This is a genomic window from Pantoea sp. B566 (genome assembly GCF_024793925.1).
GTDB classification, from domain to species: Bacteria; Pseudomonadota; Gammaproteobacteria; order Enterobacterales; family Enterobacteriaceae; genus Pantoea; species Pantoea ananatis.
In genome coordinates this window covers 3325830-3339909 of the sequence record NZ_JANUQL010000003.1, presented here as the reverse complement: position 1 = coordinate 3339909, position 14080 = coordinate 3325830, and the positions used below count along the sequence as shown (strand labels likewise).

At 53.3% G+C, this 14080-nt stretch carries 7 protein-coding genes and 1 pseudogene; 6 read left to right on the top strand and 2 right to left on the bottom strand.

The window, feature by feature from the left end; translation table 11 throughout:
* Positions 1 to 21: 21 nt before the first annotated feature.
* From rpoN to npr, 5 genes are all read left to right on the top strand, one after another.
* Positions 22 to 1458, top strand: a complete 1437-nt coding sequence (gene rpoN / locus NYE92_RS17245; RefSeq protein WP_013024323.1) for an RNA polymerase factor sigma-54 — start codon at positions 22 to 24, stop codon at positions 1456 to 1458.
* A 21-nt stretch (positions 1459 to 1479) separates the two neighbouring features.
* Positions 1480 to 1767: a ribosome hibernation promoting factor gene (gene hpf, locus NYE92_RS17240; protein ID WP_013024322.1), complete on the top strand. Its 288-nt coding sequence runs from the start codon at positions 1480 to 1482 to the stop codon at positions 1765 to 1767.
* A 152-nt stretch (positions 1768 to 1919) separates the two neighbouring features.
* Entirely contained in the window at positions 1920 to 2399 is a 480-nt protein-coding gene (gene ptsN, locus NYE92_RS17235) for a PTS IIA-like nitrogen regulatory protein PtsN (protein ID WP_013024321.1), read from the top strand.
* Positions 2400 to 2448: 49 nt separating this feature from the next.
* A complete protein-coding gene (rapZ, locus tag NYE92_RS17230) occupies positions 2449 to 3303 on the top strand; it encodes an RNase adapter RapZ (RefSeq protein ID WP_013024320.1) in 855 nt (284 codons plus the stop codon).
* Positions 3300 to 3572, top strand: coding sequence for a PTS phosphocarrier protein NPr (npr, locus tag NYE92_RS17225; RefSeq protein ID WP_013024319.1), 273 nt, complete (start codon positions 3300 to 3302; stop codon positions 3570 to 3572). The genes rapZ and npr overlap by 4 nt, the downstream gene beginning before the upstream one ends.
* 2 nt (positions 3573 to 3574) lie before the next feature.
* Here npr and mtgA read toward each other — a convergent pair whose 3' ends face one another.
* Both mtgA and arcB read right to left on the bottom strand, forming a co-directional pair.
* A complete protein-coding gene (gene mtgA, locus NYE92_RS17220) occupies positions 3575 to 4294 on the bottom strand; it encodes a monofunctional biosynthetic peptidoglycan transglycosylase (RefSeq protein ID WP_013024318.1) in 720 nt (239 codons plus the stop codon).
* Between the two features lie 796 nt (positions 4295 to 5090).
* Positions 5091 to 7510: pseudogene (gene arcB / locus NYE92_RS17215) on the bottom strand (aerobic respiration two-component sensor histidine kinase ArcB).
* 890 nt (positions 7511 to 8400) lie between these two features.
* On the opposite strand from arcB, the gene NYE92_RS17210 reads away from it, so the two are divergent.
* Positions 8401 to 13932 (top strand): glutamate synthase-related protein, encoded by a 5532-nt coding sequence (locus NYE92_RS17210; RefSeq protein WP_259019262.1) that lies wholly within the window; start codon positions 8401 to 8403, stop codon positions 13930 to 13932.
* Positions 13933 to 14080 lie beyond the last annotated feature (148 nt).

Genomic DNA, 14080 nt, shown 5'->3' with positions numbered 1-14080 from the left:
CCGGGAATATCCATCCTGTCTATGAAGCAAGGTTTGCAACTCAGGCTCAGCCAACAACTGGCGATGACCCCACAACTGCAGCAGGCGATACGTCTGCTGCAGCTCTCTACGCTCGAACTCCAGCAAGAGTTACAGCTGGCGCTGGAAAGCAATCCCCTGCTTGAGCAAACCGATCTGCACGATGAAATAGACGCGAAAGAGTATCAGGAAGGCGAAGCGGGACTGGATACCCGAGAAGCGCTGGAACAAAAGGATATGCCTGAAGAGCTGCCGCTTGACGCCACGTGGGACGAGATTTACACCGCAGGCACGCCTTCAGGAACCGGCACCGATTATCAGGATGACGAGCTGCCGATTTATCAGGGCGAAACCACACAGTCACTGCAGGACTATCTTATGTGGCAGGTCGAGTTAACGCCCTTCAGCGATAACGACCGTGCCATTGCGACCTCTATCGTCGATGCCATTGATGACACCGGTTATCTTACCGTTTCACTTGAAGAGATTCTCGATAGTATCGGTAACGACGAGCTGGAAATCGACGAAGTCGAAGCCGTGTTAAAGCGCGTTCAGCGTTTCGATCCTGTCGGCGTCGGCGCGCGTGATTTGCGCGACTGCCTGCTGGTGCAGCTGTCGCAGTATGCGCCTGAAACGCCGATGCTGGCGGAAGCAAAATTGATCGTCAGCAGCCATCTCGATTTGCTGGCGAACCACGATTTCCGCAGCCTGATGCGCGTAACGCGTCTGAAAGAAGACGTACTGAAAGAGGCAATGCTGCTGATTCAGTCGCTCGATCCGCGCCCGGGTCAGTCGATTAACACCGGTGAACCCGAATACGTGATTCCCGATGTGCTGGTACGTAAAGTGACGACGCGCTGGACGGTCGAGCTGAATACCGACAGCCTGCCCAGGTTGAAGATCAACCAGCAATATGCCGCCATGGGCGGAGCCGGACGCAACGACAGCGACAGTCAGTTTATCCGCAGTAATTTGCAGGAAGCCCGCTGGCTGATTAAAAGTCTTGAAAGCCGTAACGAGACATTGTTAAAAGTCTCCCGCTGTATTGTGGAACAGCAGCAGGCCTTTTTTGACCAGGGTGAAGAGTTTATGCGTCCTATGGTGCTGGCCGATATTGCCCAGGCGGTGGACATGCATGAATCGACGATTTCCCGCGTGACCACGCAAAAATACCTTCACAGCCCACGAGGCATTTTTGAACTGAAGTATTTTTTCTCCAGTCATGTTAATACTGAAGGTGGCGGAGAAGCGTCATCTACCGCTATTCGTGCGCTGGTGAAAAAATTAATCTCGGCGGAAAACCCCGCCAAGCCCTTGAGTGACAGTAAACTGACCTCCATGTTATCTGATCAAGGGATAATAGTGGCACGTCGAACCGTCGCTAAGTACCGCGAGTCTTTGTCCATACCGCCTTCAAATCAGCGTAAACAGCTGGTTTGACAGAAATGAGAAGGAAGACCTATGCAGCTGAACCTTACCGGGCAAAATGTTGAAATCACCGAACCCCTGCGTGAGTTCGTGACAACGAAATTTGCCAAACTGGAACATTACTTTGATCATATCAATCAGGTGTATGTTGTCCTGAAAGTTGAGAAGGTGACGCAGATTGCTGATGCAACCCTGCACGTCAACGGTGGCGAGCTGCATGCCACATCTGAAGCGGAAGATATGTATGCGGCAATTGACGGATTGATTGACAAGTTGACCCGTCAACTGACCAAATATAAAGACAAGCTAAAAAAACACTAACCTTCACGCTGGCAGGCGCGCCCGGCGCGCAAAGCTGAAAGGATGGGGCGGATTAACCGCCCCGTTTTGTCATCTGTGCCAGCGCCATTATTCCGCGACGTGATGTTTACGTACCGGGTTGATGGCTATGTGAACTCGCAAGTGAAACGACAATGAACAATGATTTAACACTGGAACTGAGCACGGTGCTTTCGCCAGACTGCACCCGCAGTAGCGTACACTGCCAAAGCAAAAAACGGGCGCTGGAGATTATCAGCGAACTGGCCGCTAAGCAGCTCAACCTGCCGCATCAAACGCTGTTTGAAGCGATCCTAACCCGTGAGCGCATGGGGAGCACCGGTATCGGTAACGGTATCGCGATCCCTCACGGCAAGCTGGAGGAAGATACTTTACGGGCCGTAGGCGTCTTTATCAGCCTGGAGCAACCCATCGCTTTTGATGCCGTGGATAACCAGCCTGTCGATCTGCTTTTTGCGCTACTGGTGCCGGCTGACCAGTGTAAAACCCATTTACATACGCTGTCGTTAGTGGCAAAACGACTGGCGGATAAAACGGTTTGCCGCCGCCTGCGTGCCGCGCAGAGCGATGAAGAACTGTATGCGATTATTACCGAAGCACAAACAGAGCAATAAAGCGCGTGATTTACCGGCGTAAGCCGGCTTTAAAACGGGAGAGAAGGTCATGGTGCTGATGATCGTCAGCGGTCGGTCAGGCTCGGGAAAGTCAGTGGCGCTTCGCGCGCTGGAAGACATGGGTTTTTACTGCGTTGATAACCTGCCAGTGGTGCTGTTGCCTCAACTGGCTGAATCACTGGTCGAGCGCAATATCTCTGCGGCCGTGAGTATTGACGTACGCAATATGCCCGAATCTCCTGAGATTTTTGAGACGGCGCTCAGCAGTTTGCCTTCAGCATTCTCACCGCAGTTGCTGTTTCTTGATGCCGATCGCAACACGTTGATCCGCCGTTACAGTGATACGCGCCGTCTGCATCCGTTATCCAGCAAGAATCTGTCGCTGGAAAGCGCGATTGACGAAGAGAGCGACCTGCTTGAACCGCTGCGTTCCCGTGCCGATCTGATTATTGATACTTCAGAGATGTCGGTACACGAACTGGCGGAGATGTTGCGTACCCGCTTGCTGGGTAAACGTGAGCGTGAGCTGACAATGGTGTTCGAATCGTTTGGCTTCAAGCACGGCATTCCCATTGATGCAGATTACGTTTTCGACGTGCGCTTTTTGCCTAACCCGCACTGGGATCCCAAATTACGTCCCATGACCGGTCTGGACAGGCCCGTGGCCGCGTTCCTCGATCGCCATACTGAAGTCCATAACTTCATATATCAGACGCGTAGCTATCTGGAACTCTGGTTGCCGATGCTGGAAACCAACAACCGTAGCTATCTTACCGTGGCGATTGGCTGTACTGGCGGCAAACATCGCTCCGTGTATATTGCCGAACAGCTGGCTGACTATTTCCGCTCGCGGGGTAAAAATGTACAGTCTCGTCATCGCACGCTGGAAAAACGTAAATCATGACCGTTAAGCAAACCGTGGAAATCAGAAATAAGCTCGGCATGCATGCACGTCCTGCTATGAAGCTGTTTGAACTGGTGCAGAGTTTCGATGCCGAAGTGCTGTTACGTAACGAGAGCGGAACAGAGGCCGAAGCCAGCAGCGTTATCGCGTTGCTGATGCTGGATTCGGCCAAAGGCGGTCATATTGAGATCGAAGCCAGCGGCCCACAGGAAACGGAAGCCCTGGCCGCCGTCATTGAACTGTTTGAAGCCGGATTCGACGAAGACTAACGTCAGTTCAGATGATTGCGCTGCAGGAAGCCTTCGCCACCCAACTGACGCATCTGGCGCAGGATCCACTGCTGGCGTTGACGGACATAGCCTGAAGGTGCGTCTGCGCGAAAGCGCAGCGGATTAGGCAAGACAGCAGCCAGCAGCGCCGCTTCAGACAGGGTTAATCGGCTGGCAGGTTTATGAAAGAAGCGGCGTGAAGCCGCCTCTACCCCGAACGTGCCTTTGCCAAACTCCGCGATATTCAGATAAACCGTCAGGATCCTCCGTTTGGTCCATACGGTTTCCAGCCCGACGGTTAATCCCGCCTCCAGTCCTTTACGCACCCAACTCCGGCCATCCCACAAAAACAGATTTTTTGCCGTTTGCTGTGACAGCGTGGATGCTCCACGCATCCGGCTGTCACTGTCGTCCAGTACGGACCGGATTGCCGCTACGTCAAACCCCCAATGGTCGGGGAAGTGTTGATCTTCAGAAGCGATGACGGCCAGTTTCATCCAGGGTGAAATTTCATCTGCTCCTACCCAGTCCGAATGAGAGACGTAGCCAAAATCGCCCCTGAACCAGGCACCTACCTGACGTTCTGCCATCACGGCTGAAAAGGGGACAGGAATGAACGAAAAGAGCAGAATGCCCGCCAGCCACAGCCCCAGCCAAATAAACACAATGCGCATCACTACAGGCTTCACGCGCCGCCACAGGTTCCCTTTATGCTTACTCATGCGCTCGTCTCAAGATTTTTATGCGTTAATTAATTTCAGGCGTGACCACTGCCCGGCGTACACTTTTTTACTGACAAATGCGCTGCTACGTTGTGCAACGTTTATAACAAAACAATGAAAATGCATTCTGAATGCAACAATAGTTTGAATGAGTTCAATTACTTCCACGCGTAAGGAATCGGTTCCATCTTTTTTGTAATGCGCTCACCGTTCTAAAAAGATGATACCATTTTGTGACAATCCCATACCTCAATGTTTCACAAAACTTATATATAATTCTGCGGACTGTAAAAAGCCCTCACGGCACCTGCTGATAAAATGTTCACTCAGTGACCTTGCTAAGGGATTTATTTGTCACACAGCGTTATTTCAACTCTATGTTTTTGCCGAATTATAAAAGACTTTCTATCGGCAAAACCTTTTGATGATGAGATAAGATCCGGTGACCCGAAACGTTTTGGGTCCGATCGACCTGTTTTCTTCATTATTCTTTATTATCATAAGTTTATATCTATTTTACTCGCAAGCTACGGCAAAAAATTTTGGTTACCGCGCGCAACACAGGTTTTGTTAACAAATTTGGCTTAAGCCCGTACAAAAAACAGTAGGTTTGATTAAAAAACAACCAATACGACGGTAAAATTGATTCATTGCTTGACTATGTTGTCGAATTAATGTTTCCTGTATTTAAACGCGGTTCAACATCACAAATTTTAATGAATCTTGTCACAAAGTAATTTGAATTTGCTAAGGTGTTGCAAGTGTTAACCAATACCCCGCTGTTGCATGAATAACATTAAGCATAGCAGCAGCGTCTTTTTCCCTGGTGTTGGCGCAGTATTAGCGCACCCCGGCTTCGGCTGGGGTCATTTTTTTGTATCAACGCTGTTTTTCAGCAACCCACTCGCGCAGTACCTGCACATCGTGTTGCCATTCACGCTTCAGTTCTTCGACCCATTCGCCCACGTTGTCCCACCATGCCGGTAGTTCAGGGCTTTGAATCTGCTTTGCCACCTGCTGAAGATGCTGTAACCCAACCGAGCCTGCTGCACCCTTGATTTTATGCCCTTCCTCAGCAATGCCTTTTTGGTCACGCGCCATCATGTTGGAATCCAGCACCTCAAGATAACCCGGCATCATCTGTTCAAACATAGTCAGGCTTTGCGTAATCAGCTTCGGCCCCACCAGATCCAGATATTGTTCGAGCATAGGAACATCCAGTATTGCATCGGTTTTACTGTTATTCACGAACCTGGCCGGCTGCGCATCGCTCTCAGACTGATAGTCCCAAAACTTTTTAATGATGGCCGTTAACGCGGGCACGGCAAGGGGCTTACTGAGCACGTCGTCCATGCCAGCGTCGAAGTACTCTTTTTTGTCTTTCAGCACGTTGGCCGTTAACGCCACCAACGGCGGCAGGTTTGCGTCTGGATGTTGCTGACGGATGGCGCGTGACACATCCATCCCGGTCATGTCCGGCAGCTGGATATCTAACAGCACCAGATCAAACTCAAGCGGATCAAACATCTCCAGTGCCGCCTTGCCAGTCATCGCCACTTCTACGCTGCATCCGAGTTTTTCCAGTACCGAGCGTGCAACAACGACATTCAGCTCAATATCTTCCACCAGCAGGACGTGCAAAGCAGGGAGCGGAAGCGGGTCGTCCACGCCTTCATCTTCCACTTCTTCTGCAATGCGTGGCGCTTTTATCACAACGGTAAAGCAGGAGCCCTGCCCCGGTGCGCTGTTTACGCTGATATCCCCGCCCATGGCCTGTGCCAGGCGGCGTGACACTGCCAGACCAATACCGGTTCCGGTCGCCGGCTTCCCGCCGTGTTGATCGGTAACCTGATAATACATCGCAAAAATTTTATCCTGCTCTTCCTGCCGAATCCCCTGCCCTGAGTCCTGAACCTCAAAGCGCAGCGTTTCATCCTGCTCGTACGCGACGCGTACGACGATCTCTCCCTGCTGGGTGAATTTCACCGCGTTACCAATCAGATTCCACAGAATCTGCCGCAGGCGCGTGCCATCAGTCGAGATCTTATGCGGCAGCGGGAGTTGTGGCGCCATGACAAACTTCAACCCTTTAGGCTGAGCCAGCAGGCCTGAGAGGTTTTCCAGATCGGCCAGGAAACTGGTGAAGTCGACCGGCTGGTTATCCAGCTGAACCTTGCGGCGTTCGATCTTATCGACTTCAATGACGTCATTGAAAATGTTGCCCAACGTAATCGCGGAAACGTGGATCGTTTTCAGGTACTTAAGCTGCTCCTGGTTCAGATCGGTATCCAGCAAGATGCGACTGAGCCCGACAATGCCGTTAAGCGGCGTACGAAGCTCGTGGCTGATCGTTGAGATAAAGGTGGTCTTCTCGCGGCTGGCACTCTCCAGCGCGTCCTGATAGCGTTTACGCTCGGTAATATCGCGTCCGAAGCCCATCAGCCCACTGCGCTTACCCACGCGGTCATAATAGGGCACTTTGCGGATCTCAAAACAGGCTTTACGGCCATCGGGATACTGCAGCCACTGCTCATAGGTCAGCGAGACGTTATGCCGGAAGACTTTTTCGTCGGTCTCCAGCACCTTGGTGGCCGTATCGTTGTCATAGATGTCGCGAGGCGTCAGACCAATAAGCTGTTTTTCGCTTTTGCCGGTTAACAACTCCATGGCCCGGTTACAGCCCGAAAACTGTTTATCGATATTGCGGTAAAAGACCAGATCCGGTGAGGCATCCAGGAACGAACGCAGAAAGGAAGACTGTTGCTCCAGCTCAATTTGCGCCTGCTCGCGGCGCGCCACCTCTTCACGCAGCTTCGCCATCACCTGCTCACGTGCTTCCTCAGCTTTTTTACGATCGGCGATTTCATTATTAAGCTGTGAGATGGTCTCTTTCATCTGTTGATTTAGTTCGAGATCGCGCGTGCGCATCTCTTCCAGCTTATCCACCAGCCTTGCCAGACGCTGACGAGACTCTTCCAGTTGGTCAACCACCACAGAAAGGAAGTAGACCGCCCAGGGCGTGATTAAGAGGCCAAAAAAGACCGAACGCACCATATCGATACTTTCGACGTGGCCACGCAGTACCATGGTGACCGCCATCTGCACAATCATCGCCAGCACGACCAGCGCGGAGGCCAGCAGCAGCGAGAAACGTACCAGGCCAAGCTTGACCATTAAATCAACATAATATTGCGCCAGCAGGCGAATCTGTTTCATAAACACTCCCTGGATGAGAACAGCCACATGATAGCGTATTTATTTCGCTGTCGTCGCAGTGCATAAGGTAAGATCGCCGCGCGGATGCACTTATATGGTGCAAAACACGGTCTCTTCGCCGACGTTCAGCTCCTTAATGCTAAAACCCTTGACTAATTGTGCTAACTCAATGAATCTGTAAGGCCGCCTTTTTGCAAGGCGGGCTATTACTGCCTCTGCTTTTTCGCCAAATAACCTCCTGTTATCGCGACGCCATGCTTTTCATGCATACTCATTCATATAAATTGCAGTTTTAAGCAACCTGACGTGATTAATTTTGCTAATCATGATGCCCTTATTCATTCAAATTTGGTGCTATAAGAAAAACAGATACATCCTGTGCTTACACTGCCTGAAGCAGCATTTGATGCTGTTTAGTCCCTTATCGCCAGCATACTTCAGTGATTTCACGCCTTCTGCACAGTGATACAGTTCACATTTCATACCCTATACCTGAATGGCAAACTGACACATTTTAGACATAAAAAAATAATAAATTCATTCAGTTAAGGATACAAAGATGGGATTAAACTGTGTCAGTATCACTATTTGACCTCGATTCGCTTTCCCGATAAGTTGGAATTCCGCTGAAAGCTTTCATGATGGATACGTGTCACGGCATATCTATGCAACATGACGCCCACATGGTTTGAGTCATCTCCTTTCGAGAACGGAAAAATCAAGCGCAACGCCTCAAGGGACCTTTCTCCTGGCGATGAAAAGTGCGTAAAACCCAATCGCGCAGGCTGTCAGGCGCGGAAATGAAAGAATTTGCGCTGGGAAGTGTGCAGTTGAACTCAGTGCCTGAAACAATGCAGGTAATGTCTAAAGCAGTTTTAAGGAGACCCTCAATGTCCAGTAAAAAACCTGATTCCTATGGCTTATATGACCCAGCAGCAGGAAGTGACAGCTGTGGTGTAGGTTTCATTACCCGTAAGGACGGCGAGCAGACTCATGAAATTCTGCGCATGGCGCACAGCGCACTCTGTACGGTTCCGCACCGTGGCGGTATGTCCGCCGAAGGCGTGGGCGATGGCGCCGGGGTTAACGTCGATCTTTCCCTGCATTTTTTCCGTAAAATTACCGGTCAGGCGCTTGAAGCCGGACGCTTTGGTGTAGGTAACTTCTTCGTGCCGAAAGACACGGAACTGCGCGCCAATGCCGAACGTTTAGTCGAAGAGACGCTAAATCGCTTTAATCTGCCGGTTATCCTGAAGCGTGAAATGCCGCTGGATAACAGCGTCACGCGCCCGGCTGCCATGCAGTTTCAGCTTCCCATTGTGCAGTGGATTTTTGCCGCACCTCAGGACATCAGCAATCAGATCGATTTTGAAAAACTGATTTATCGCGCCCTGCTGACGATCGAGGCACAAGCCTTTACCCAACCCGAATTTGGCGGGTTATATCCACTGTCATTGTCGTCGCGCACCCAGGTCTTTAAAGCGCGCCTGAATTCGAATGAAGTGATCCCTTACTTCAAAGATCTGACCGATCCCGATCATCACGTACGCGGACTGTTTTTCCATACTCGCTTCTCAACGAATACCGATCCGCACACCACCATGGCACAGCCTTTCCGGTTGATGGCCCACAACGGTGAGCTGAATACCGATCGTAAAAACCGCATCGCCGAATCTGCGTTGGCTTCCGCCCGTGGCAAAACTATTGTGCGTCCGAAAGGCCAGTCAGACAGTTCGCGACTGGATCAGAGCATTCACAGCCGCCTGATGGAAGACGATCTGGACCTGATCACCGCGGTGGTGTCGATGATGCCGCCTGCCTGGGAAAACGATACCGCGCTCTCCCCTGCCGTGCGTGACATGCTGGAATACTTTTCGCTCTATGAAGAGAAAAACGATGGCCCGGCCGCCTTAATTTTTGGTAACGGCGAGGTAATCGGTGCGCGTCTTGATCGCCTGGGGCTGCGCCCGCTGCGTTCAATCGAAACGGCGGAATACATCGGTGCCATGTCCGAAGCGGGACAAATTGCCTTTCCCCCTGAAAGCGTGCTGCGCCGTGGCCGTATTGAAGCCGGCGGCATGCTGTATTTTGACCATCGCGAAAAGCGCAGTTACACCACGCACCAGGCGCTGGAGAAGCTGGCTGCTGAAAAAGACTATGCGGCATTGCTCGGCAAGTCGCGTGTCGATTTACGAGAGCTGCCGGTTATTCCTGCTGAACAACAGGGTTCTCCCCTGCGCTATCGCGGCGATCTGAAAACCTATCAGCGCTTCGTGGCGTACTACTATAACCAGGAAAGCTTTAAGTTCATGATGGATCCGATGCTGAACACCGGCGCCGAGAAAATCTCTGCGATGGGTTACGGCAATGCGATTAACGGCCTCTCCGATCATGAAGGCGGCATGGCGCACTACTTCTCGCAGCGCTTTGCTCAGGTGACCAATCCACCACTGGACTCCATTCGCGAAGCGGATGGCATGACGCTGCGCGTGGCGCTGGGCGCTAAACCGCATCTGGGCCGCAGTAAAGGTCGGCAGATCATTGTGCCAACCCCGATTCTGACCCATCTGGACATGCTGCAGCTGCGCGAGCAGAACGTGGCCCCTTACGCTCGCTTCGAAATGCTTTACGAGCCGGTCACCGGCAAAGATCTGCTGAGCCGCACAGCGAACGCCAGCGCGCTGGAAAAAGCGATTGACGATCTGGCACAGCAGGTGGTGGATTTTGCCCGCTCAGAGGGCGGCATTGCCGTACTGACCGATCGCCATATCTCTTCTACCCAGGCCGCATTGCCCATGCTGCTGGTCATTTCTGCCGTTAACCAGCGTCTGGTACAGGAAGGTTTACGCCTGGATGTGTCGCTGGTGGTGGAGAGCGGACAGATCATCTCTTCTCACCATATTGCGGCTACGCTGGGCTTTGGCGCGTCAGCCGTTTATCCGCTCGGCGTGCAAATGCGTGCTGAGGAAAAATTTGGTGAAGGCGAAGAAGGCAACAAAGCCTTTAAACGCTACGCTAAAGCGGCCGAAAAAGCCCTGATGAAAACCATGGGTAAAGTGGGGCTGTGTACCGTTGAGAGCTACAGCAGCGGCGAGTTCTTCGAGCCTAACTTCCTGAATACCGATGACCCGGTACTGAGAAAGTATTTTCCAAACATTAAAACGCCTGTGGGCGGCGCGGGCTTCGCAACCATCGCTCAGATGGCGGTGGACTGGCATCAGAGCGCACTGAAAATTCAGGGCGAGTCCGAAGTGCCGCTGTTAGGCCTGTTTAAAGAACGTGCAGAGGGCGCAGGCCACTCTTACGGCACCATTGCCGTACGCACCTTTATTGATATGACGGAAGAGCCGATTCGCTTCACGGACAAAGCGCGTGAAGAGGATAACTTTATTCGTCTGATGACGCTGGCCCGTCTGGACAATGCCTTTGGCATCAAGCCGGAGACGTTTAAAGACAGCAGCTTTGAGCGCATCCCGGATGAGGTGATGAATGATTTTGCCATTACGGCCGATTATCGTCAGTTCTCCAGCCTGATGTACGAAGAGCGCAAACGCCGCCCAGCCGCGCTGCGCGATATTCTGGCCTTCCCGGCAGATCTTACCCACATCGACAGTGAGGCCGAATTCCGGCGTAAGCTGGGTCGCTACTCGCTGACTAACAATGGTTTTGCCACCCGCGGCCTGGTCTGTGACGCCATTGAGGGCAGCCAGAATGCCTTTATGCTGCGTCTGACCGATGCCATTGCCGGACTGAAACCAGAAAGTGAACGCCTGCTCAACCTGTCACGTGCGCTGAAAGCCCGTTTTAACGACGAGATTGAAACCGCAGAAGTGGTTGCTGGCGGCCTGAAAGTCACCGCCAGCGGCAAAGCGGCGGACTACCTGTCACGTATTTTCACGGCGCTGCCGTCGCTGCCGTTGAGCGATATTCAGCCCGCGAGCGAAATTACCCGCACTTTCGCGTCTGGCGCGATGAGTCACGGTGCGCTGGTCGCACCGGCGCATGAAGCCGTTGCGCATGGCACCAACATGGTCGGGGGCATGAGTAACTGTGGAGAAGGCGGTGAGCACTACTCCCGTCACGGCACCATTCGCGCTTCACGTATCAAACAGCTGGCGTCAGGCCGCTTTGGCGTCTGGGCGGCCTACCTGGCCGATCCGATGCTGGAAGAGCTTGAGATCAAAATCGGCCAGGGCGCCAAGCCCGGAGAAGGCGGTCAGCTTCCGGCGGCAAAAGTTACCGTAGAGATCGCCGCCGCGCGCGGCGGCACGCCAGGCGTTGAGCTGGTTTCCCCGCCGCCGCACCACGATACCTACTCTATCGAAGATCTGGCGCAGCTGATTCACGACTGTAAAGCGGCCCGCGTGCGCGTCATTGTGAAGCTGGTGTCATCTGAAGGTATTGGCACCATCGCCGTGGGCGTGGCGAAAGCCGGTGCTGACGTGATTAACGTTGCCGGTAACACGGGTGGTACAGGCGCCGCCTCGGTGACCAGCCTGAAATATACCGGTCGCGTTGCCGAAATCGGTATCGCCGAAGTTCACCAGGCCCTGTGTGCAAACGGCCTGCGCGACAAAGTTCTGCTGCGTTGCTCAGGCGCACAGCAAACCGGCAGCGACGTGGTGAAATCCGCACTGCTGGGCGGCGACAGCTTTGAGTTTGGTACCACCGCGCTGATGATGCTGAAGTGCGTGATGGCGAAGAACTGTAACGTTAAATGCCCGGCGGGATTAACCACTAACGCCGAAGCCTTTGATGGCGATCCGCGCCAGCTGGCACAGTACTTCCTGAACGTGGCGCATGAAGTGCGTGAGATTCTGGCGCGTATGGGCCTGCGTTCCCTGCGTGAAGCCCGTGGCCGCGCCGATCTGCTTCATCTGATGGATCACCCGTTGGAAGTCGGTAAGCTGGACCTGCGTGCCATGCTGACCGTGGTGCCCGAGCTGAAGATTGCTAAGCCAGTTTATCTGGAGAAAGATTTTGAACTGGATGACCGCTGGGTTGAAGAACTGAGCCAGCAACTGGTCGATCAGGGTAAAACCTCTCTGCAACTGGGTAAGGATGTCGTACTCAACAACCGCAATAAAAGCGTGGGCGGCCAGTTAGCTATCGATATTGAGCGCATGCTGAATCACACCCTGACGGCTGCACAGATTCAGGCAATGCCGGCCGTGCTGCGTGACGATCGCGGTCGTCGCTATCTGGCACCTGCCACCGTAGAAATCACCACGACCGGCTCTGCTGGTCAGTCCTTCGGGGCCTTCTGCAATGACGGCATGCTGATGAAACATCGTGGGACCTGCAACGATGGCGTCGGCAAAGGTCAGTGCGGCGGCGAACTGGTCGTGCTCTCACCGGGCGGCGGCGCGCAGGACAGCGATGGCAACGTTCTGATCGGTAACTTCGCTCTGTTTGGCGCCACCGGCGGCCGTCTGTTCGTTCAGGGCCAGGCCGGCGATCGCTTCGCGGTGCGTAACTCCGGTGCCACTGCGGTGGTGGAAGGCGTCGGTGACTTTTGCTGCGAATACATGACCAACGGCGCAGTGTTAAACCTGGGCACCTTTGGTAAAGGCTTCGGTAACGGCATGAGCGGCGGCTTTGCTTATCAGTACGATCCCTATGGTTCACTGGCGAGCCATGCGGCGGGCGACTCCGTTCTGTTTGGCTCAATCGCTGACCCGGATGAGCTGGCACAGATTCATAAGCAGGCGGTTCTCACCATGCTGAACTGGCACCTGGAGGCCACGCAGTCTCCGCGTGCCGCCTGGCTGCTGGAGCACTGGGAAACCGAATGTCAGCACTTTGTCTACGTTATGCCGCGTTCCCTGCTGCTTTACCAGGATGGCGGTGAAATTCTGAAGGCCAAGTCCCGCAAGGATCTGCTGGAAGAGCTGTCAACGGCGCTGGCAGGCCATCAGGTTGCCAAGTTTAAAGCCGCCTGGCGCGAAGGCAAGACCATTGCCGACGGCGCGGTTCCGGCTTATGGCGCGACAGATACGCAGGAAATGTTTGTTTTACTGAATAACTACACCGTACTGAGCTTTGCCCAGCAGTTGGCACTCAGCAAGCTGCCGAAAGGCACGCCGGTTGAAGACGCCGCCGTGGAGAAAGCCGTGCGGAATCTGCTGATGACCGAAGACTTTTCACTGGTGAGTAAGCTGCAACGCCATGCGCGAGCAGCGATTGAAAGCTATAGCGACAGCGAGTTGGCCAGCCTGATCGGTTCAAAACGCATGTCCGATTACAAAGCGGCACTGACGCAACGTAATATCCGCTCAATGGACAGCCTGGCCACTTACGGCTGGATCATGTATCAGGATGCCTGCAACCGCGACATTCTCGGTCGCCTGCCTGATTTTGAAGAGTTGTTTGCGCGTGCGGCGTTACCTGAAATTGCAGCGGCCGTGGGTAAACTGGCCTGACAGCAGGCTCAGTGAACAGAACTGTGTTTAATGATGATGACCCTGATTTGTTCGACGTGCCGGGCGCAGCGGCATCCTTATCCTCTCAGCAGCAGGCTGTTGCTGAGAGCACAGGAACCGCCCGCCATCGGCACAGCGAAGCATGACG